General features: G+C 55.7%; 20 protein-coding genes and 1 pseudogene. 5 read left to right on the top strand and 16 right to left on the bottom strand.

All coding sequences use genetic code 11. From position 1 onward, the window contains the following. Positions 1-439 precede the first annotated feature (439 nt). The 5 genes and pseudogenes from APH44_RS22030 to APH44_RS22015 form a co-directional block, all read right to left on the bottom strand. Entirely contained in the window at positions 440-1405 is a 966-nt protein-coding gene (locus tag APH44_RS22030) for a YeeE/YedE thiosulfate transporter family protein (RefSeq protein WP_054894532.1), read from the bottom strand. Positions 1406-1513: 108 nt separating this feature from the next. Then, on the bottom strand, positions 1514-2143 hold the full coding sequence (locus APH44_RS22025) for a CGNR zinc finger domain-containing protein (protein ID WP_054894531.1): 630 nt from the start codon (positions 2141-2143) through the stop codon (positions 1514-1516). A 210-nt stretch (positions 2144-2353) separates the two neighbouring features. Beyond that, the gene (locus APH44_RS22020) at positions 2354-3217 is read right to left on the bottom strand and encodes an alpha/beta fold hydrolase (protein ID WP_224459427.1); all 864 of its coding nucleotides are present in this window, start codon (positions 3215-3217) and stop codon (positions 2354-2356) included. Between the two features lie 72 nt (positions 3218-3289). Beyond that, positions 3290-3649, bottom strand: a pseudogene (locus APH44_RS30470) (nuclear transport factor 2 family protein); the annotation flags it as partial. A 370-nt stretch (positions 3650-4019) separates the two neighbouring features. Beyond that, the gene (locus APH44_RS22015) at positions 4020-4541 is read right to left on the bottom strand and encodes a YkgB family protein (protein WP_054894530.1); all 522 of its coding nucleotides are present in this window, start codon (positions 4539-4541) and stop codon (positions 4020-4022) included. 284 nt (positions 4542-4825) lie between these two features. Here APH44_RS22015 and APH44_RS22010 point away from each other — a divergent pair, with 284 nt between their 5' ends. Further along, on the top strand, positions 4826-5665 hold the full coding sequence (locus tag APH44_RS22010; protein WP_054894529.1) for an AraC family transcriptional regulator: 840 nt from the start codon (positions 4826-4828) through the stop codon (positions 5663-5665). A gap of 42 nt (positions 5666-5707) precedes the next feature. Here the strand turns inward: APH44_RS22010 and APH44_RS22005 are convergent, their stop codons facing one another. Next, a complete protein-coding gene (locus APH44_RS22005) occupies positions 5708-6658 on the bottom strand; it encodes an AraC family transcriptional regulator (RefSeq protein WP_054894528.1) in 951 nt (316 codons plus the stop codon). 119 nt (positions 6659-6777) lie between these two features. Between APH44_RS22005 and APH44_RS22000 the strand changes: the two genes are divergently transcribed. Continuing rightward, entirely contained in the window at positions 6778-7323 is a 546-nt protein-coding gene (locus APH44_RS22000; protein WP_054894527.1) for a carboxymuconolactone decarboxylase family protein, read from the top strand. Positions 7324-7631: 308 nt separating this feature from the next. Here APH44_RS22000 and APH44_RS21995 read toward each other — a convergent pair whose 3' ends face one another. The 5 genes from APH44_RS21995 to APH44_RS21975 all read right to left on the bottom strand — a co-directional run bounded on the left by APH44_RS21995 (position 7632) and on the right by APH44_RS21975 (position 11793). After that, positions 7632-8723 carry an alcohol dehydrogenase gene (locus APH44_RS21995; RefSeq protein ID WP_082412231.1) on the bottom strand — a complete coding sequence of 364 codons (1092 nt, stop codon included), beginning with the start codon at positions 8721-8723 and terminating at the stop codon, positions 7632-7634. Positions 8724-8728: 5 nt separating this feature from the next. After that, positions 8729-9862 (bottom strand): FAD-dependent oxidoreductase, encoded by a 1134-nt coding sequence (locus tag APH44_RS21990; RefSeq protein WP_054894526.1) that lies wholly within the window; start codon positions 9860-9862, stop codon positions 8729-8731. Continuing rightward, positions 9859-10527, bottom strand: coding sequence for a cupin domain-containing protein (locus tag APH44_RS21985; RefSeq protein WP_054894525.1), 669 nt, complete (start codon positions 10525-10527; stop codon positions 9859-9861). The genes APH44_RS21990 and APH44_RS21985 overlap by 4 nt, the downstream gene beginning before the upstream one ends. A 72-nt stretch (positions 10528-10599) precedes the next feature. After that, positions 10600-10944: a carboxymuconolactone decarboxylase family protein gene (locus APH44_RS21980; protein WP_217989952.1), complete on the bottom strand. Its 345-nt coding sequence runs from the start codon at positions 10942-10944 to the stop codon at positions 10600-10602. Positions 10945-11019: 75 nt separating this feature from the next. Beyond that, positions 11020-11793: an SDR family NAD(P)-dependent oxidoreductase gene (locus APH44_RS21975; RefSeq protein WP_054894523.1), complete on the bottom strand. Its 774-nt coding sequence runs from the start codon at positions 11791-11793 to the stop codon at positions 11020-11022. Between the two features lie 305 nt (positions 11794-12098). On the opposite strand from APH44_RS21975, the gene gcvA reads away from it, so the two are divergent. Beyond that, positions 12099-13016 (top strand): transcriptional regulator GcvA, encoded by a 918-nt coding sequence (gcvA, locus tag APH44_RS21970; RefSeq protein WP_054894522.1) that lies wholly within the window; start codon positions 12099-12101, stop codon positions 13014-13016. Between the two features lie 125 nt (positions 13017-13141). On the opposite strand, the gene APH44_RS21965 is transcribed toward gcvA, so the two are convergent. Beyond that, positions 13142-13762 (bottom strand): tyrosine-type recombinase/integrase, encoded by a 621-nt coding sequence (locus APH44_RS21965; RefSeq protein ID WP_008060324.1) that lies wholly within the window; start codon positions 13760-13762, stop codon positions 13142-13144. 350 nt (positions 13763-14112) lie between these two features. On the opposite strand from APH44_RS21965, the gene APH44_RS21960 reads away from it, so the two are divergent. Beyond that, complete coding sequence (locus tag APH44_RS21960) at positions 14113-15354, top strand: DUF1835 domain-containing protein (RefSeq protein WP_054894521.1); 1242 nt, start codon at positions 14113-14115, stop codon at positions 15352-15354. A 148-nt stretch (positions 15355-15502) separates the two neighbouring features. Here the strand turns inward: APH44_RS21960 and APH44_RS21955 are convergent, their stop codons facing one another. Together APH44_RS21955 and APH44_RS21950 are read right to left on the bottom strand one after the other, a co-directional pair. Beyond that, positions 15503-16612, bottom strand: a complete 1110-nt coding sequence (locus APH44_RS21955) for a hypothetical protein (RefSeq protein WP_143133171.1) — start codon at positions 16610-16612, stop codon at positions 15503-15505. A 6-nt stretch (positions 16613-16618) separates the two neighbouring features. Beyond that, the gene (locus tag APH44_RS21950; RefSeq protein WP_054894519.1) at positions 16619-17935 is read right to left on the bottom strand and encodes a hypothetical protein; all 1317 of its coding nucleotides are present in this window, start codon (positions 17933-17935) and stop codon (positions 16619-16621) included. A gap of 257 nt (positions 17936-18192) precedes the next feature. Between APH44_RS21950 and APH44_RS21945 the strand changes: the two genes are divergently transcribed. After that, entirely contained in the window at positions 18193-19176 is a 984-nt protein-coding gene (locus APH44_RS21945; protein ID WP_054894537.1) for a Y-family DNA polymerase, read from the top strand. A 167-nt stretch (positions 19177-19343) separates the two neighbouring features. Here APH44_RS21945 and APH44_RS21940 read toward each other — a convergent pair whose 3' ends face one another. After that, positions 19344-19676, bottom strand: a complete 333-nt coding sequence (locus APH44_RS21940; RefSeq protein ID WP_054894518.1) for a hypothetical protein — start codon at positions 19674-19676, stop codon at positions 19344-19346. A gap of 437 nt (positions 19677-20113) precedes the next feature. Beyond that, a complete protein-coding gene (locus tag APH44_RS21935; RefSeq protein ID WP_143133173.1) occupies positions 20114-20530 on the bottom strand; it encodes a hypothetical protein in 417 nt (138 codons plus the stop codon). Positions 20531-20768 lie beyond the last annotated feature (238 nt).

Below are 20768 nucleotides of genomic sequence, written 5' to 3'. Positions count from 1 at the left end.
CGCCTGTCGTCATGGGCTGCAAACGACCCGAAGCGGACAGTCGCAACGTTAAAGTGCGGCGGCATCCCGTTCTTAATCAATCTGAGTGAGTGTGAAGCGAGGTCTTTTTCAGAGGCGCGTCTCTGCCTGCTGGTCGTTGCTCAAACCAGGAAAGAACCGATGTCAAAGGGCACGCGACAGATGCTGGGCAATGGACTCAATGCCACACGGATCTGGTCGTGACGTTGATGAGTACCTGCCAGTCGATGAGGTGCAGGGCCGTTACATTCACTTCGTGGAAGGTAGTCACGCCGGGTTACGCAGAGGAACGACTACATCGTCATCTGCGGCTGATCAGGCAGGCTCTTGGGGCGTTCACCAAGGGCCGCATTCAGCCTGCAATCTGACCGGTTGCGGCTACTGCGATACCGTGCGTTCGCTAGTCGGATTGCACGAGAACTCAGGCTTGTTGACGAGCAACGTGGTGGATATACGTTATGCAAAGCACTGTCAGGGTCATTGCCACATAAGCGACGATCGCGTGTGTTGCCAGTGATGGAGCGCCATAGAACAACATGGACTCATTCCCGCCAGGAATTTTGCAGGCTGCAAATCCCATCGCCGTACCTCCTGCCAGTTTGCGAGAAGCCAGGCGCATTGATAGAGAAGACGCTCTGAATTCGCCACTGTGCCAAGCGGAGAACAAACCTCCGGCGAAAACAGCAAAGGCATAGATGCAGATTGTCGAAATGGGGCTGCCAGCGGATGCCGTTATAGTGCGTGCCGCGAGTCGAACAAGCGCCGCAAGATAAGTCCATTCTCCATTCAACGCGTGCAATGCCCCGCAGCAACCGCCGACGATAATCATCATGGGTAACAGTTCGCCGTTGTTACTGAAGTGCCGGTATTTTGCCGAACGTCGGGGGTGACGGAAAACGTGATGCCTGAGGCCGAAAATCAGGCCAAAGCCGTATAGGCCGGCAGCGAGCGCGAATCCGCTGGGCGATTCAAGGGGTGAAACCGGAGACTGCAGCACTGGCTGTGACCCGTATTGACCCATGATCGATCCGAGAAACATGCCAATCAGCGTACAGCCGTAGTTGATGTCTCCTCTGCACAAGAACGCGACCGTTCCGAGCACGCACGCCTGATTCACCCATGCGCCAATTCCAAACAAGACTGCGCCCGATAGCGTTGCGAGCGTCGTCATATAAGCAGGCGACAGGCTGGTAACACCTGGCATCGACCACGTGATTGATATCAGTGCAATCCCGGAGCAACACATGGCGGTCAGGAAGGCTCGTAGGTGATAACTGTCTTTGTGCTGGACCCACTGATGGACGGCCGCGACCGCACAGATATTGCCGCGCTTTATGGCATATCCCGTGACGAACGCGAGGAAGGCACTGAGGGCAGGTATGAGCATAGGAGGGGCGCTCCATTTTCTGCCTGGTCAAACACGATTGGAGGGGGAACCGCCAAGGCCACTGACGGCTCCCTGATTGTAGTCGCGAAGATGAGGAGTCAATCTCTCTCAGCTACCCGAAACCTTGCTTCGTTCCCGGTGAGCCGCCGCTTTGGCCCGGTTGCCACACACAGCCATGCTGCACCAGCGTCGCTTTTTCCCTCGGGTGTGGTCAATGAACATCAACGTGCAGCCAACCCCCTCACAGCTTTTGATATTCGTGAAGTCTTCTGAGCAAACGAAATCAGCCAGTAATTCCCCAACCGGCAGCAAGAGTGCCTGTGGTGTAGGCCAACGCCTCAGCTGCCGATACTGGAATCGCAAGGGTTCTACCGGATCCGGGACGATAGATGAATACTTGTCGTCTCTCTCCAGCAAATGGTTCAGGGTTGCCAGGTCGCTGAGTGCTTCTGCAACTAGGGGTTTGCCTCTGTATTTAATGACGAACTCGCGAAACCATGCCCTGAGTGCTTGCGCCTGGGACGCGACCATGTCCAGTTCGCCGGGCATGGCTTTGACTTCAATGTTGTGAAGGATCGCTAGATCAACCCATCCTGTTTGTTTCAGCCAGTTGATCCAGCCGGCACCATCGCTGATCCAGTCGATCTCTGTACCGCCAGGACTGGCCACGGAGTTCAAAAAATCTAACGCGGGGGCATCAGCGACAAAAATTGCCGGGCCGTTCTCGGGATGGGTCATGACGATCACTTGGGTCTCTGAGTTGTGAAGTAGAGTAACCACTCAAAATTATTTTGACAAGTTACTAATTCTTGCAGTCTGTCCTGATGCCAGTGCCGGATTTTCGCAGGGCGATTTGAGGTCATTCCTTCCATGAAATGAATCCGCAGAACGAGGCCAATCCTTTGGCCCAGGAGTTCGGCTGACGATCCGGTCTGTTTATGGCGACTGTTATGAATCTCCAGCCAACACTTCAATGATCCGACTGGCGATATGCTGTGCATGTGTTTCCAGCGCAAAGTGCCCAGTGTCCAGCAGTTCTACGATTGCATTGGGATTGTCTTTCTTGAACGCCTCTGCGCCGGGAGGGATAAAGAAAGGGTCATGTTTCCCCCAGATCGCCAGTGTCGGGATTTTCGTGGCGCGCAAAAACGCCTGAAAATCGGGATACAACTTGAGGTTGTTGGCGTAATCGAGAAACAGGTCGAGCTGGATCTCTTTATTGCCGGGACGCTCCAAAAGCATTGCATCCAGCGTATAGGACTCCGGCGCAATGGCGGTTGGGTCGCTCACCCCATGCTCGTACTGCCATTTCGTTCCCGCCAGATGCAGGATTGCATCGGCGATCACTTGCCGGTTGGCTGGCGAAGGCTCGGCCCAATAGGCCCTGATTGGCGCCCATGCATCGCCCAGCCCTTCGAGGTAGGCGTTGCCGTTTTGTGAGATCAGCCCTGTCACTCGCTCTGGATGTTTGACAGCCAGTCTCAGGCCCGTGGGTGCGCCGTAGTCGAATACATACATGGCGTAGCTTTTCAGCCCCACGACGTCGACAAAATCAGCCAGCGTTTTGGCCAGCGCGTCGAACGTGTAGACATACCCACGCTCCGCTGGCACTTCGGTGAAACCGAAACCGGGAAGATCAGGCGCGACAACGTGAAAGTGCTCGCTGAGCAACGGGATCAGCTGGCGAAACTGGTGAGACGAGCTCGGAAAACCATGGAGCAGCAGGAGGGTCGGTAACGAAGGGTCACCTGCTTCACGATAGAAAACACGTACGCCGTCAGCCTCGGCAAATTTCGATTGAGTGGCGGCGATGTTCGAAGCGGGGGCGTGCAGTGCCTCCAGCACCTTTGCCGTGTCGGTGTACATCAAAAAGCTGGTGATTTTGTCACCCTTTACCGTCCACAGGTGGGCAAAGTCCGAGGACATATGTTTGCCGGTTTTCTTGTAGGTTCCGGCATATGTCCCCAGGGAGACGACCCGGGTGTCCTGAACGATGAAGTCGTCGGCGATTGCGGTGAAGTTGTCCCAGTCCGCAGCCAGACGCTTGAGCAGGTTGTCTACAACGGCTTGTGGCCCAACCCAGGTTCCGCTGTAGTAGGGGAATCGTTCGGCCTCAGTCCATTGCACCTGATCATCGAGCAAGGCGATGACGGCGGGAACATCGCCCCGGCCGAGCGCAGCGTAAAAACCGCGCACGACGTCGACCGGGTTGTGGTGCAGGTTTGCTGAATGTTGATCTGACATTTCGTTCTCCAGTGAAAGATGAGCGCGATGCTCAATAATTGAGTGGATCAGAGATGCGTCCGTGCACCGGTGCACGGTTCAGCTATTTGGGAGTCTGTGCAGAAAGGCGGACATAACGGAGGTCTCTTGAGTTGTTGGTAACCTCTACAATCACGATTAAGAGGTTATTCCTCGAAACAGTAACCTGTCAAATGCTTTTTTAGGGGTTATTTATTGTTCCTGAAATTTGGCCCGCCGTCGGCAGATCGTGACTTCCTCGCCATCCACCAATACGTTGCCTTGCCCCCCATAGCGACTGTTTTTGCGTCGGAATAAAAAATGGGCCTTCGACGCATCTGAAGGCCCATTAGCTTGTTGCACTGGCTGACCGTCAGCCCTTGATGCTTTCTCGCTCCAGTGCGGTCAGTGAGGTACCCGCCACGAATATCGACGCGGCCAGAAGCCCCAGATCCTTGAGCAAGAATTGTCCTGGAACCACCGAGATCGCGGGGAAGCCGAGGGTCGGTTCAAATACACCGGGGGTGGTCAGCATGAACGACAGCGTGGTGATGAAGAGGCCCGCGGACAAAACACCTCCCAGCAGAGACAGCTTGGGTGATACAAGACGACCGGCGATGAGCAAGCCTACCGAGACTTCAAGCACGCCCAGGAAATTGGAGAAGCCTTGCATGCTCATGAAGCCATACATCCAGGAAAGCAGTGGGCTGTTGCTGACAAATCCATAAATGCCGTTGGCTTCATACGCAGAAAACTTCATGCCGCCAAACCACAAGTAAATGACGGTCATTGCGAAGTAGAGACTGCCTATGCCGAGTTGGGTAACTTTGTCGCCGAGCCCTTGTTTCAGAAGGCCAGCGGTGGTGTTGCCTTGGTTCACAGTGGAAGTGCTCATGTTGTTTCTCCGGTAACGTCGTCTAAAGGGTTGAGGTTGGCGAGGCGTGATACGTGAGATCGCCATCGACCTTTTTCAGGAGGACGCAAAGTGGGCGACGACGTCTTCAGACGAGGCCAGGGAGTGACTTCCTCCATGGCCAGTTTGACCTGGTGAGACATCCTTCAGTCTCCGGTCGCACCGCGCAGCCCGCGTTGGGTACGGGGCTATACTGCTTCGAGAATTGATCGCTAAGGACGCAAATAGTCAAAGATATGATGCTAATCGTCTAATTCGGTGAATTTATGGATCGATTGTCCACGCTGTTGTCACTGTTCGGGGTACGCGCAAATCTGTTCTATAGCGGAGAGCTCTGTGGCGTAAGTGCGTTCGATGGCAACGATCAGAGAGGGCACATCCATTTGCTGCAGGCAGGTGAGATGAGGCTCGAAATTTCAGGCCAGCCAACGCAGGTGCTGACCGAGCCGAGTCTGATTTTCGTGCCCAGGCCCAGCCGGCACCGGTTGATCAGCGGCGATGCGGGAGTCGCGAATTTGCAGTGTGCGTCCTTGCAATTTGCAGGCGGGGTTAATAATCCCCTGGCAGCCTCCTTGCCGGACCTGATCGTTATGCCCCTGGTTGAACTGCCCATGCTCACCGACACGTTGAATTGGCTGTTCAAGGAGGCAGCAGCCGATCAGTGTGGCCGTCAGGCGGCTCTGGATCGGTTGTTTGAATTGGTGGTGATCCAGTTGTTCCGGCATTTGCTCGATCACCAGCAGCTCAAGTCAGGGTTGATCGCGGGGCTGGCCGATCCTCGTCTGGCTCGGTCGCTGGTGAAGATTCATGAAGACCCGCAGCACCCCTGGTCGATAGCGGAACTGGCTGTGGTGTGCAATATGTCGCGTGCCAGTTACGCCGCTCACTTCAAAAATACCGTGGGCCAGACACCGGCTGAATACCTTTTGAGTTGGCGCATCAGCCTCGCTCAGAAACTGCTGCGCGAAGGTCGCCCCATCGCACTGATTTCCGATCAGGTGGGGTACGAAAGTTCCTCAGCGCTGGCCAGGGCTTTTCGTCGAAGAACGGGGCTCAATCCCCGTGACTGGATGAAATCGGTGAGTGCCGATGGTGTGCCTGCCTGATCAAGCTCCCCACGTATGTTGGCTGGGTGTGCGTGGCCTTGATCAGGCATTGGCCTTGTTCAGCCTGCGCCATTGCGCGGGACTCATTCCGACATATTGTTTAAAGGTCTTTTGAAAAGCGGTGATCGATTGATACCCCACGCGCTCGGCGACCAGTTCCGTCGAGTTTGAAGGGTTTTTAAGCTCGTTGATTGCTCGGGTCATTCGAACGTCTGTCAGCAGATCATTGGTGGTGCAGCCGATGCGCTCCTTGAAATGCCGGGCCAGTGTCGCCCGCGACATGTTGCAAAGCGCGGCCAGGTTTTCCAGTGTCCAGGTATGAGCCGGGTCATGCAGTATCGCGTTCAATGCCGGTGCAAGACGAGGATGGCCCGCCATCGCCAGCAGGCCCGAGGGAGTATTTGCTTCTTCTCTCGCTCGACGCAACGCCAGGGTAAACAACGCCGCAGAGAGTGCACCCAGCATCGCGTGAGCGCCTAGGGTCGGGCTGGCCGATTCATGACGCATCAACCCTACAAGACTCGCCAATTGCCCTGCGGTGGAATGATCGACGGGGAGGGCAGGCGTCGCCCTTACGATCAACCGGGGCGGCAGATACGCACGTAGAAAGCGATCATAAGGCGGTTTCACGATGAAGCGCCCGCAGAGCATTTCCAGCCGTTCTCCGGCCTCGAGGTTTTCACTGATGACGAAGTTCAGCTCCTGCCTGAAAAGTGCCTGCCCTGCCTTTTTTTCACCGCCATCGTGAAGGATATGCGCCGACCCATGGGCGAAAAGGATGATGTCTCCTTCATGGAGTTGCTGCGCCGGGTAATCGCCTTGTGCGTTCACCATCGCAGAGCCGGTCAGGACTATGTGGTAGGGCATCTCGCCCAGAGGTGATGGCTCATAAGTGATCTGCCAGGGCGCACCGTAATAGCATCGTGTGTCCAGTCGGCCGGAAACCGGAATCATCGCCAGCAATTGACTGAGCCAATCCAGAGGGGGATTCATGGAACACTCCTGATTTGAGACGAATGAGGTTGTTTGTGAGTCTTTCCAATCTTATCGGTATCGGATGTATTTCCTAAAGTAGCGTCTCACCCGATACACATCCACCTTGGAGAGACATCATGAGCCGCATTCACACCCCTGCAATCGAAACCGCAACCGGCGCTACCGCTGAACTGTACGGCAACATCAAGAAGGCTGTCGGCATGGTGCCTAACACCTACGCCGCGATCGGTGCCCTGACCCCGGCGGGTCTGGGTGCAATCCTGGGCGCAGACGGTGCACTGGCCGCCGGCACCCTGAGCAAACAGGATCAGGAAGTCATCAAGCTGCTGGTCAGCCATCTGACCGGTTGCGACTACTGCGAAACCGCGCATTTCATGCTCGGCAAAATGACCGGCTTAAGCGTTGAAGTGCTTCAGAATGTGCGTGCTGGCCGTCCGACTGGCGACGTGAAACGCGATGCCCTGATCAGCTTTGTCACCTTGCTGATCAAAACCAGCGGTACCGTGAGCCAACAGGATTTTGCGGCCATCAAGGCTGCGGGTTACACCGACGTGCAGTTGGCGGAAATCAGCCTGGCGATCTCGGTCATCATGTTCACCAACCTGTTCAACCGTGTGAACGACACGACGATCGACTTCCCGGCAATTCCTGCTGCGGTTTGAGTCGTCTCGTCAGGCTTTGGAGGGCAACCTTCAGGTTCGCTCTCTAAAATGAAAACACCAATGGCGCCTGATGGCGCCATTGGTATTTTCGCTGCGCGCATATTGATCCAGCGGATGGTGAGGGCATCTGGAGCGTCCGCTCCTGGCCGTTTTCTGCCTCTCACCACGGGCAGAAAACGGCCAGAAGCGGACGTTCATCAGGCAAACGTGTACTGGCTCGTACGAACCGGGTCGTTGAGCCCTCAACGCAACTGCTCACGAAAGCAGCAAGGAGTCGTGTTGTAGGGCGATGCTGGAACTGGTGTTTGTCATGGGCGCTGTGCGCTCTTGGCTTGAGCCAGCTCAATGCCAGCATCTGAGGTGGATGGGCTGAGGCGTTGCCGGTCGACGGTCAAGACCATGCGGAACTTGACGTCACCTGACTTCATCCGCTGATAAGCCTCATTAGCTTGCTCCAAAGGCATCACCTCAATCTTTGGGCGCACGCCAGCCAGCACACTGAACCCCAGCGTTCTTTCGTTCTCGTAAGGCGTACCAGTGATGGAGCCCAGTACGCTACGCTCTCCTACGACCAGATGGCCGCTGGATACGGGCAGCGGGTCTTTGCCGGCACCCAGGAGTACGAGACGGCCTTGCGGTGTCAGGCCTGGCATTAGCGCGGAGACGGCCGCAGGGACACCGATGGTCGTGACGATGGCATGCGCACCACCCATGGCCTTCAGCTTCTCTGCTGCATCCTCTTCATTGGCGTCGATGTAGATATGGGCACCCAGATCCATCGCGTCCTGCGCGATATCGCTGCCCCGACCAACGCCAATCACGCGAAAGCCCATACGGCGTGCGTACTGCAGAGCCATGTGACCAAGACCACCAATACCGAGAATGGCAACGGTATCGCCGGCCTGTGCTCCGGATTTCTTCAATGCGTTGAACGTGGCAATACCCGCACAGAGAATTGGCGCGGCTTCCTCTGCGTTCAACTCGTCCGGGATCGACACGAGCCCTGAGGCACGGGCAATCATCATTTCGGCATAGCCACCATCGCAGGAGGCACCGACGATGAGCTGGTTCTGGCAGAGCTGGAAAAGCCCTTGGCGGCATTGCGTGCACTCATTGCAGTGTCCGCCCAGACGCCCGATGCCAACCCGTTGGCCGACTCGCCAAATCGAGGGAAGGTGCTCACCTAGTGCAGCAATTCGACCAACCACCTCATGGCCGGGCACACGCGGAGGCTGCAGCGTTGGATCTGCCCCGTCGATGTCACTGGCGTCAGCGCCACAAATGCCGCAGGCCTCAATCTCGATCAGTACTTCCCCGATACCGGGCGTTGGCGTTGCACGCTCCACCAGTTCGAGAACCCCTGGACGGCTGACTTGCATGGCGCGGTAGGTGCTTGTCATGGTCATCACTCCTTAAGTGAAATCAGATCCTGCACGCCCAATCGGGCCGCCTCTACGGCACCGGCGAGGTATCCAGGAAACTGAGAGGACCACTCGCTGGCGATGCCCGTCAGGCAACCATGCCAGGGCCCGCAAGAGGCGCTGGTGGCGGGCACGACTGCATGCTGGGCAATCGCATTCACATCGGCGCTGGTGGCCGTGCAAGAGTCCTGAGCCCAGTCTTTTATGAATTCGGCCTTCGGCATCGCCGCTGCGGGACCGAACATCCGGGCCAGTTGTTCTCGGCAAAGCTCTCGCAGCATTTCGTCAGGGATCTTGCCGCGTGTACTCGCTGGCACACTGATGAAGCCGAACAGTGCCGAGCTGCCGCCTGGCATCGAGGCATCATGGATTTCTCCCAGAGGTCCCCGCATGCTGCGGGCCTCACCGGACAGTCCCTGGTCTCGCCAGAACGGTGTCTCGTAGATTGCAATGTACTTGGCGTGAGGAGCCATCCACGTAGCAGTCGTTCGCCACTGCCTGGCAAGTTCCGCAGGCAAGGATGGCTCGAAGTCGACCGTGCTTTCGAGCAGACGTGGCGGGAGCGCCAGGAACACATGTTCGGCACGCCAGGTCGTCACTACGCCGTTTGCGTTTTGGCTTTCGACTTCGACATAGGAGTCATGCTTACGAAGCAGGTGCACGGTCTGGCCGGAGACTATTTTCTGTGGATTCACTCTGCGGAGCAGAGCCTCGACCAGCGCTCCCATACCGCCGACCAGACGCATGGATGGCGGTGAGTTTACGTAACCGCGCGTGCGCACTGCAGGGCCTTCATACGCACGCTCCACTACCATGTCGCCCGCTTCAAATTGCTCGAATCGCTCAATTCCCAACGCGTCGACAAGCTCATCCAGTTCTTGCTGGTAGCCCGGCCAGAACCAGGTAGGCCCAAGATCGAAACGATCAACGATACTGTTCGTTGAAGTGTGCTGGACTACCTGCCCTTGGGCATTGATTGACGCAATGCGTCCGCCAGGCTGATCCCGAGCTTCCAGAACAACGAAATCACCGATGCCTTGCTGCTGCAGCAGATAGGCCGCATACAGCCCACTCAATCCGGCACCAACAATGACAATACGGGTGGTTTGCGTGGTCATGCTTTCACCTCCGGATGAGCCGGGTGGCCGGTTTTCAGGTAAACGGTGGCTCCCTGTTGGCCACCAACGACATCCAAGTGCCGCCCTGCTGGCATTCGTAACCAAGCGCCGCGCTCACAGGACTGTCTGTCCGCCATTACGCTGCCCTCCAGCACCAGTAACTCGAAGCCGTTCAGCAACTCGTCGTAGAGCAACTCGTTCGCTCCCAGGCGTTGCAGGCTCACCTGTTCTGAATCGTCAGCGAACAACGGGCACAACTCACGCGAGCCCTGGCGCTGCCAGTTGGACGGGTCTCGGGTATTGATACGCACGTGGTGCTGCTCGCAGGCAGGCATCTGCTGCAACTTGACGAAGATGGTGGCCCCCTCGGTGCTGGACGGCCGGTGGCTCGAGCCAGGCGGATTGCGTAGATACCAACCCGCAGGATAGTCCCCCACCTCGTCAGAGAAAGTGCCCGACAGCACCAGGATCTCTTCCCCACCAGGGTGCAGATGACTTGGAAAATAAGAGTTCGGGGCATAGCGCACAATGCTAGTGGCACGCGCTCTCTCTGCACCGACACGATCCAGCATCACGCGGTCGACACCTGTCTGGGGCGAAGCAACCCACTGGTATTCGTGTGGAGCCACAACAGCGGGGCGAGTGAAGTCGGCGTTGATCAACATACGGTTTATCCAAACGGGGATGCGAAGACGCCGATCCCCCCTACAGAGGCGATCGGCCCTCGTCGATACGAGTTATTGCCTGGCCGGTAGCTGCTGGTAAGCCTCGACGACACGCGCCGAGTAGGTCAGTGCTGCACCGGCATTCAGCGCAATGGCCACGCCCAGCGCCTCGGTAATTTCCTCGAGGGAAGCACCGTGCTCAACAGCCTTTTGGGTGTGGACGCTAATGCATCCATCGCAGCGAGTGGTGATCGCCACAGCCAATGCGATCAGCTCATGGATCTTCGGATCCAGATGAGCCGTTTTGACGGCCGCATTGTCGATGGTCATCAGGCCTCGCATAACGTCGGGGCTTTGTTTGGCATAGTCGCCTACGCGCACCAGCAGCGATTCGCGGTAGGCATTCCAGTCTTGCATCATGGTTCTTCTCCAAGTAATGGTTGAGGCCGGAAGTGAGGTCACGGCAGGTCGGGTGGAAACTGGGCGCAGGTCTTAGTTGCGACCAGCCATGACACCGCCGTCAACGTCCCAGATGGCACCGGTAACCCAGCTGGCTTGCTCGGAAAGGAGGAAGGCAACTACACCGGCTACATCTTGCGGGGTGCCAACACGGCCAATCGGATGGAAGCTGTTGAAGCCTTGCAGAGCGCTGTGCACCTCGGCCTTCGGAATAAAGCCCTCGTAAATCGGGGTCTGCACAACTGCCGGGGAAACGGCATTCACGCGAATGTTCTTCGAAGCGAGTTCCATCGCCAGATGCTGAGTCAAGGAGTGCAGGCCGGCTTTCGCCATGGAGTAGGCAGAGGACGGGGTGGCGGCGACTGCCTGCTTGGCCCACATCGAGCCGATGTTCACGATGGCGCCTGGGCGGTTTTGCTCAACCAGGTTGGCGGCAACCTTTTGGGTAATGAAGAAGAACGCCTTGTTCAGCTTCATGTACTGGTCGTAGTCCGCATCCTGGTGTTCCAGGAAGGGTTTCGGGAAGAACACACCTGCAGCGTTCACCAGCATGTCGATATCCGAGTGCTGCTCGCTGAGGGTCTTGATCAGTTTGGCCAGGCCTTCGTCGCTCGTCAGATCTGCAATAAGGGCAGTTACGTTGCCCAGAGCGGAGAGGTCTTTACGAGCCTCTTCAGTTTTTTCCGGACGGTTACCGACTATCACTACGCTGCCGCCTTCGGTGAGAAACTGGCGTGCGGTTTCCAGACCCATGCCACTGGTGCCACCGACGACCAGCAGTTTCTTACCGTTGAATTGATTGCTCATTGGGAGACCTCTTTGCACCTGCCCACGACAGGTGTCTGGCTAACGGGGATTGGGACGAGTCACTTGCCAAAGACGCCGTCACCGGCAGGCAGTTCGTACCCTCTAGGGGCCAGTGCAACGTTGGGTGTCTGGAAGCTGTAGATCAGGAAGAAAAACTTTCCAACACAGCTAAACTCCAAAGACTTTCCGTTGACTTCGGGTGGCTAAGCATCAGCACCCTTGGCCTTGGAACGAATCTTCCTCGCTTCCAAATCCGCCAACAAACGAGATAAAGTGTCTCACCACTAAAGAAATTCTTTATCAATATGAAGGCTCCAGTTCATCTCAACGCGCTACGTGCTTTTGAAGCCAGCGCCCGCCATCAGAGTTTTTCTTCGGCTGCAGCCGAGCTGCACGTTACGCCTGCAGCGGTTGGCCAGCTCGTGCGTACACTGGAGGATTGGCTAGGAACGCCTCTGTTTGTCCGCAGTACCAGCGGTAAAGCACGGCTGATTCCCACGGATGCTGCCGAACGTGCTCTACCGGATATCCGGGCAGGCTTCGACAGACTGACCCTGGGGATGGAGCGGCTTCAGGAAAGTTCGATCCGTGGAGTGCTTACCGTGGCCGTAAGCCCGGCCTTCGCCGCCAAGTGGCTACTGCCCCGAATCGACCGCTTCCAGGTCATCTGCCCTGATACGGACGTGCGACTGGACACCAACCTCAAGCCGGTGGATTTCGTTGCTCAGCAAATCGACATTGGTGTGCGCTACGGCACGGGCAGGTGGCCAGGGCTGGCTGCCGAGAAGCTGATGGAGGAAGAGATTTATCCGGTGTGCTCGCCGCAATTGCTGCGAGAGCACTTGCGCCTGCACAAGCCCGATGACCTGGTGCGGGAGATGTTGATTCACGATCTCTCGATGGATAACCACTCAGGCTTCCCGACCTGGGAAACCTGGATGCGCAAGGCTGGCGTGACGGACACGACCACCCTTCGCGGCATGCAAATCAACAACTCAGCTGCCGTCCTGCAGGCTGCAGTCGAAGGGCATGGTGTCGCGCTAGCCCGCAGCGTAATGGCGCGTGATGACCTGGCGAGCGGCCGCCTGGTTCGACTGTTCCCAGACATTAGCGTTGCTTCAGGGCTGGCTTACTACGTTGTCTACCGACCAGAGTGTGCCAGCTTGCCAAGGCTGGCAACCTTCCGAGAGTGGTTGCTATCCGAGGCAGCGAATACCTGGTAATGAACTTGAGCTTAGGCCGTTTTCTGCCTGACGTAAGGGACGGAAACCGGCCACTTGCAGTCGTTAGCGACCGGCCGCAATGGGTCGGAAAGCGACGGTCTGACCCAGACCGTCGCAGTGGGTAATTACACGTCTGTCTGCTCTGCCATTTCTAGAGCATCGTCTACCTCGATGCCCAAGTACCTGACAGTGCTTTCAAGTTTCGTATGACCAAGCAAGAGTTGAACTGCCCTCAAGTTTTTGGTCCTGCGATAGATCAACGAAGCCTTGGTTCGCCGTAGCGTGTGGGTACCGTACATCGTCGGGTCAAGTCCAATGGCTGTTACCCATGCTTTTACTATTCGAGCGTATTGCCGGGTGGAGAGATGATCTGAGTCATGCAATCGCGTCGGGAACAGAAAGTCCTCACTGCGAAGATGCGCCTGGCGCATCCAAGCCTCCAGAACTGTTCGTGTTTGCTCAGTAATTTCAAACTGCACTGGATGTTGAGTTTTCTGCTGCATCACGATGGCCCGTGACGAAACATGCTCCCCATGCGCAATGTCACGTACTCGTAGCTTGGTTAAGTCACAGGCACGCAGTTTGCTGTCGATGGCCAAGTTGAACAGAGCCAGATCCCGTGTCTTCTCCGCGAGCTGAAGCCTGACCCGAATGGCCCAGATATCTCTGACTCGAAGCGGGGCTTTCTGCCCAACAAGCTTTCCCTTGTTCCAAGGCTGATGGCGATGTAAAGCGATAGTGTTCATGGCTTGTCCTCCGGGTTGAGGAAGGACAAGGGTGGATCAGCAGTCGCATTGTTTGGAGGTCGCTAATCGACCCATTGCTGCCGTTCACGAATGACTGCAAATGTCCGATAGCTGCCATAGCCCTCACGGCGTTCGCCGGTGTAGCGACACTTTGCGTCCCACCTCAAGACTGGCTGTTCAATATCAGTGCTCCTCCACTCTTTGCTTCTGTCCCTTCTTCCGGCTAAAGTCGGCACATGGGCGTTTGCTGCGCCTGCGGTCCGCGCGAAGGGGTCACCCAAGGCATGCTTACCCATTTTTTCATTCCAGCTCCCGGCTTGTCGGCGGACCGAGCCTCATAAGGAGTTGGCATGCCTGCCACTATTGCTTCCCGTCATCACGGTCTACTCGACCTCCCTTCGCTTCGCAAACACGCCAAGCGCCTTTTGAAAGACATCAAGAATAACCAGGCCGCAGATGCCCGTTCCCAGCTACACGCACTGGGTATACCTGGCCCAAACTATCGACTCGCCGATGCGCAGTGGCTGGTGGCTCGCGAGTCGGGTTTCGCCAGTTGGCCTAAACTGATTGCTCACACCGACAGCGTTGCATTCGCGGCACGGCATCCGGGCTTCGCTGCTGCAAACGAATCAACAATCCAGCATTGGCGTTGTGGCAACGATATTGAGCACAGCCTTCGAGTAGCGGGATTCTCGGGTTCATTTCATATGTTCGATGATCCCATGGTGCTGGGGCCGGTTCCCGCTTTAGCGGATGATGATTACTGGTTGGTGCGCGCGAAGTTCGCGGAGCAGGCATTCCAACTCGCTTCCAAGGATATCCAGGAGCGCCAGGCAATTCAGCGCAAGGCGCTAGCGCAACTTAACGAGGACAGTGAACTGGTGCTTTGGTGTGAAGGTGATGCGTACGACCAATTGTTTCTGATTCGATTACTGGCGAGTCTGCCCGTCCTGCCACACAGGCTCGAATTGATTGAGATCAATCGGGTGCCTGGTGTTGAACGATTCTTAGGCATTGGTCAGCTCGCGCCGGATCTGTTGGCCTGGCTCTGGACCCAACGGCGCCCACTTGGTGACGATGCGTTGGCGCTTGCCCGCAAAGCTTGGGATGCCTATACGGCAACGGACCCGGGCGATTGGGCGCAATTGGCAGTGCAGCCGCATCCGGCGTTACCGCTACTTGGGCCAGCCTTGGCAAGGCAACTTCAAGAGCTTCCAGGCGCAGAGGACGGCTTGAGCATGACCCAGCGGCTGATACTGCGGATTCTTGCCGAGCGGGGTGGGTTGGCGGCTGGCAAGGTGTTCGGCCACCTTATGATGAGTTACGAGCCGCTGCCTTATCTAGGCGATCAGATGTTCAATACACTACGAAGGACCATCACCGTTACTCCGTATCCGCTAGTCGAAGAGTTGCCGGGTAGAGAGTGGCAAAAACGCCTCATTCGGATGACTCCTCTTGGAGAGCAAGTGTTACTCGGAAATAAGAACTGGCTCGATTACACACCAGAAGAACGCTGGGTTGGCGGGGTGCGTATTATCGCGGGCCAATCGCCTTGGGTGGTCACTGCTGACGGGCGAGTGTGGCGTCGCTAGGACCCAGGATGGCCACTCAACGTAGATGTTGGAAGCCGTTGCGGGCTTCCAGCAACTGGCCGCTTTCAACCCACAGCAGCCGCTCGGCCTCGATTGAATTTGGTCGCTTGCTGCGTATGGCAAGATTGATTTCGTTGCAAAATGAGACTCACGTGAAAGGATCAGGTTGAACCAGCAACGTCGGCGCCTTCTGTAATGATTGATCTGGCTTTGCCGAGCTACGCATTCGATTGTTAATCGTGATTGCAATATCCTTTGGTAACTGAATGGGACTTGTGCTTGTCTCACTATCGCAGTAGAGGCAGAACTGATTTCCTGGTGGACTAAGTAGCCAGCAAGAGGAGCACTCTACAGCTTTACCACCCCACTCACGGGCTGCTCGGAGAGTCTGGTTAACGATCAGTTCCTCTCGCCGCTTGAGAGCGGGAAGCTCATCCCTCTCAAGGATCCCTGCGGCACGCTGTGCCTCAGCAGTCTCCGATTGGATCTGCCTATGCGCTGCCAATGCAGCTTTATGCTCGGCTACCTTCGCCTCTTGCTCAACTCGTTTCGCGTCCTCGATCACCCGCAGGGGAGCCTGTTCCAGTTCCCATTGGTCGTTGCAGCGAGCAACTTCGGTCGCAAGTTCAGCTTCAGCACGCTTGATTCGCATTTCTCCCCTAAGCGATCGAATCCAAGACCTGGTGGTTGGGTCGAAAAGAACGGCTCGTTCAAACGTTAATGGATCGTTGATCTGGCCCAAATCGAGCTCGCTGAGATCAATCTCAACTGATGAAGCCTCGATGTTAGAGAGCCGCTCGTGCCGCTTTTTTTCGGATCGGGAGAAAACTTTGATTCGAACAAACAGTTGATGGTTGCCGGTGGTAAGAATCGCGTGAGCTGTGACGTCGCCAAGATCCACAAATCGTTCGACCGTCTCAGCTGCAACTGACGTTTCCGGGATACTTACTTCGCGAGACAGGATGCGCCCTGAGCCAGTCATGGCGCTTATCTGACGATGGAAAGACGGAAGAGTAAGGGATCGTTGTGCAGCAATTAGAGCTACAGCCGCCCGTCGCACACCATCTTTGAAGCCGCTCACACAGTTTTCAGAATGGACGTGGCGAAAATGCGGGATGACTTTCTGGCCACCATTCGCAGCATTTAGCGGTTTGTGACAGCCCGGGCAGATACAGCCACAAGCAAGACCATTCTCGACCTCAAAGGCTCGGAAAAGCATTCCCTGACGTTCACCGAACGGAATTTTTGTACCCTGCATCTAACCTCAACCTTTGGCCATTGCACTCTGGATTGCAGCGACAACTGAGCGACCGCCGGTCAAGGCTGCCTCAATAAGTGTCTGCAGATGTTCTGTCGTGCCGCTACGAGTTCCGATGTAGCCAGAGCGTACTAGCTCAATAAACGGGTCACTTCGTAGATAATGGCCGTCCAGTGCTTTGTAACTTATACGTAGGCCCTTTCGAGGTCCGGTAGTACAACCATCCTCGATTAACCGAGTCAGATGCTGCAGGCTCAGCATGATTCCCGCAGATTTGATTGCCGAATGGCGGCGGACAAGCTTAAAGAAGAATGCTCCAGGATTCAGTCGATAGGGCCCTTCGGGCGAGAGATCGTTGTCGAACTTCTCCATCCGCTCCATCTCACTCTTGAACTGAGCATTGATTGGCACGGTCCATTCCTTTGCGTCAAGCTGGTCAATGTCGGGCGTGTCAGCCTTAATGCGATGCACCTTACTGCTTTTTGGCTCCATCATTTTGTATTGAACCATCACCAACGAGCCGCGTGCCTTGTTCAGATAGATAAGGTCGACGCCAAACAACTCTTCAAGCGGTCGCTTGTTGGCGGTGAAAACTTCGAGCTGCTCACCGCGCCGAGTGAATACGGCTTTGCCGGTAAGGTCACTGTCGGACAAGTGCCAGCCAGAGATCCAGCGTGCGTCATGCTCAATGACCGCGTCCTCTTGCAGTCGGACCGTGCCAATAGCGGTGTGTCCGCCGGGCAACGCGACGCTTGTCGCACCGTCCGTTACCCCAAAAGCTTTGAGTGCGAGGTCAAGGGCATTTACTTGTAGCGCGTGGCCATTCTCATAATATTTTGGTCGCCCGACTTCGGCGAGAATACGATGAAAAACTGCTACATTGGCTGGTACTTCCGCAATCAGTGCAATCAGTTTTTCACCGAGCTTCTGTGACACCGGTTGAAACTCGGCGGTCTCCGATTTCAGCTTGTTGGTAGCTCCGCGCAAGGTGGTGCTAGTGACGCCAGCGACAAGGGCATTAAGTGATTGTGGAGCGATCAGCAAGACACAATCGAACATCACCCGGGAGTCGAGCGTCGAGATCGTTTGAATCGAGCGGATAAGCCCTAACCGCAAGGTGGGAGCTTTTCCATCTGTAGCGATCAGAACCAAAGTATTGGGTCTACCACTACGGGAAATTACGTGCGGAAAAGTAAGTGAAAATTTTGTACCGTGGTTTCGACACGCTTCGAGCTCCATCCAGCGGCTCTCAGTCAAGCGAAGCAGCGACAGTCCTCGTTGGGCTAGAGCCTTGAGATCCTTTTCGTCAATGTTGCTGGTCATGACCGAATTTTCCATGTGCGTCTCGCCAATCTATCTTGAACTCCTACAAAATAATTAGCGCCCGCCAATAGGGCAATCGCGTCGCGTTCATTGGCGTGCAGAACGACTGCACGAAATCAACTCGTGGGTGTGGCCCTGTGGAACTACGATCTATGGACATACCTAGGCAAGATCGACAGAAAATGTCGTTTTGCCATGGACAGCATGAGACTACCCTTGAATCCCCGGTTAGCAAGGTACGGAACCATGTCCATGGCTTGAAATCTTTCCTTTACATTGATGAGCTCTTCTGCAGGCTCGATGGCCTACCTGAGCCGATCATTGAGGTAGGCCGGGCCATCCAAGCCCGCGTCCTGCAATGGACTGCGCTGCCAGTGGGCGTCGGCATTGGGCATACCAAAACCCTGGCAAAGGCGGCGCAGCACGCCTCAAAAGTGTGGAGGGAGAAAACAGGCGGCGTGGTAGACCTGCGCAAGCCTGAGGCAATCGAATGGCTACTTCGACGAATGCCGGTTGATGAGGTATGGGGGATAGGTCGTCGTATGCGCGACAACCTTGCTCGTGATGGCATCAGCACCGCGTGGGAGCTTTCTCAAGCTGATGCGCGGTCAATGGGCCGTAAGTACAGCATCGTGCTGGAAAGGACCATCCGAGAGCTGCAGGGCGAATCATGCATGGACCTGGAGCAATCTGCCCCACCCAAGCAATCAATCTGCACCAGCAAGATGTTTGGTCAACGCGTGCATACCCGCAAGGGCCTGCAGGAAGCCCTAGCGACCTACATTCACCGTGCCGCTGAAAAGCTGCGGAAGCAACGCTCTCTCTGCGGTGCCTTACGCATCGGTATTCAGACGTCATTCCATGGCGACGGACCGAAGTACGCCAATGCTGCAACTATCATCCCAGCCTACCCAACAGATGATGTCCGTCAGCTCACCCGCTACGCGCTGCGTGCCCTGGAGGGGATCTACCGGCCGGGCTATGCATACAGCAAGGCAGAAGTCCTTCTAATGGATTTGCGCAAGCGAGGGGAGTATACGCAGGATCTGTTCACCCCCAGCCAACCGGAGCGCACAGATGCATTGATGGCTACCATGGACAAAATCAACCGGCGCTGGGGGCATGATTGCTTGCGGACTGCTGCTGTGCCACTGACACCAGATTGGGGTATGCGCCGAGCACTCCTTAGTCCCAGCTACATGACCAGTTGGGAACAGCTATGGAAAGTACAATGCCGATAAGTAAAATTACTAATGCTTGGACCCGCTAGCAAGCACACTCGGTCAGTATCGTCATACCGTACCTTTTTATTGCGCGGACAAAAAACCCGGCCTTGTGGCCGGGTGGGTATTGCGTTGATATGGAATCCCGCCACGCAACAAAGCGCTCGCGAGGTAGGGTGAAGGTATTAATAACCTTGACGATGAATGAAGGCAGTGACTGACTCAATAGTGGGATTAATCAGCAAATGGTAATCAAGGAAATCAAAATACTTTAACTCCTCATCCCATTGTGCCAATTGATCGGAATCGAACGACCAGCGCTTACCGCCATAGGAGAATTCAGTCCAACCATCGTCCTCCTGAATCTCTGAGGGAGAAACCGAGGCAGACGTCTGTTGACAGCTGCGATCTACCGCCTCAATCACTTCACAATGATTTCGGCATTCATCCAGTTCTATCTGCGCCATAATGGCTTCACGTTTTTTATCACCAAGCTGGTAGTTCACTTTGTATTGCATATTGGAGTTCCTGTTTATACGGCACAGCTGAAGCGTACAAGCTGCACAGGCAAAGTGCCCAAGCGGTAGCTGTCTCCAAACAATGACGTACCCATGAAACCACCACGTTTAATGTCCGAATTGCAGACGGTGCGTAGTTCGCCGTTGTGTAGGACTGTATCGCCAGCACGGATTGTGTTGATGTGAGTATTAACCGTATTGTAGTTGGTCATGGTGTTACCTATTGGTTAGACCGATCGCTGATGAAAATCAGCTGTTCAGACTGCGGAACGCCGAGCCTCAGACATCCAAAGGTTACGAATGCTTTTGCAGTCAATTGCTTTGTCGTATTCACCCTGTTTCTTCAATAGGATTAATACCCGATTTACACGGCGGGCGTGCTTAACGAAACTGCTGATATCTGCTTTCATGTTTGATCCCTATCAAGCGCTGCGCGCTTACATGCCTTTGTTTAAGTGGACTGTCACACCGCCCTTATGGAGCAGATCGCTCACTTCGCAGTAACGGTCAGTCAAGTCCACATGCGACTTACCGTATTGCGCCGCCAATTTACATTTAATGCGCGCAGTCCTAACGGGGCCTCGTACTTTCGAATCCGGCAATGTTTCAAGCGCCTGTCCGAGAGAGTCAGCAGCTGCCTTACGATCAGACAGAGTTTCCACCTCGTTCGAAAAGATACTCGTTGCTTCGGGACCGAGCGGAAGCTGCTCGAAGTACTCGCGAATTGCGCGAGGTACTTGCTCCATAGTCCTGGGGTAACGATTACCGATAAGGCCTTGCTCATTCAGCACAGAGTGAACATGCATTTTCTCAGGAATGGTGCAGCTGGTTCTAACCGCGATGAAACAGGTCATGGCATACCTCGACGTTGTCCTAGTGCCAATGAGATGAACCACACCCAGCATGAAGATCTGCCTCCCGCCCTGGTGCCGGGAGAGTGAAAATCGACCGAACGCGCTTGCGCACCGGATCCGACCCATAAAAAATCTATGGTCACCCCATTTTTTGCAATACTGATTAACGGATGAAATGGATGGCTCGCTTAAATCTATCCGGCGTCAAATTGGGGTAAGCCCCGCGCCACGATGAGAG

This window comes from Pseudomonas sp. NBRC 111143 (assembly GCF_001320965.1).
Lineage (GTDB): Bacteria > Pseudomonadota > Gammaproteobacteria > Pseudomonadales > Pseudomonadaceae > Aquipseudomonas > Aquipseudomonas machongensis.
This window is presented reverse-complemented; position numbering and strand designations above follow the sequence as displayed.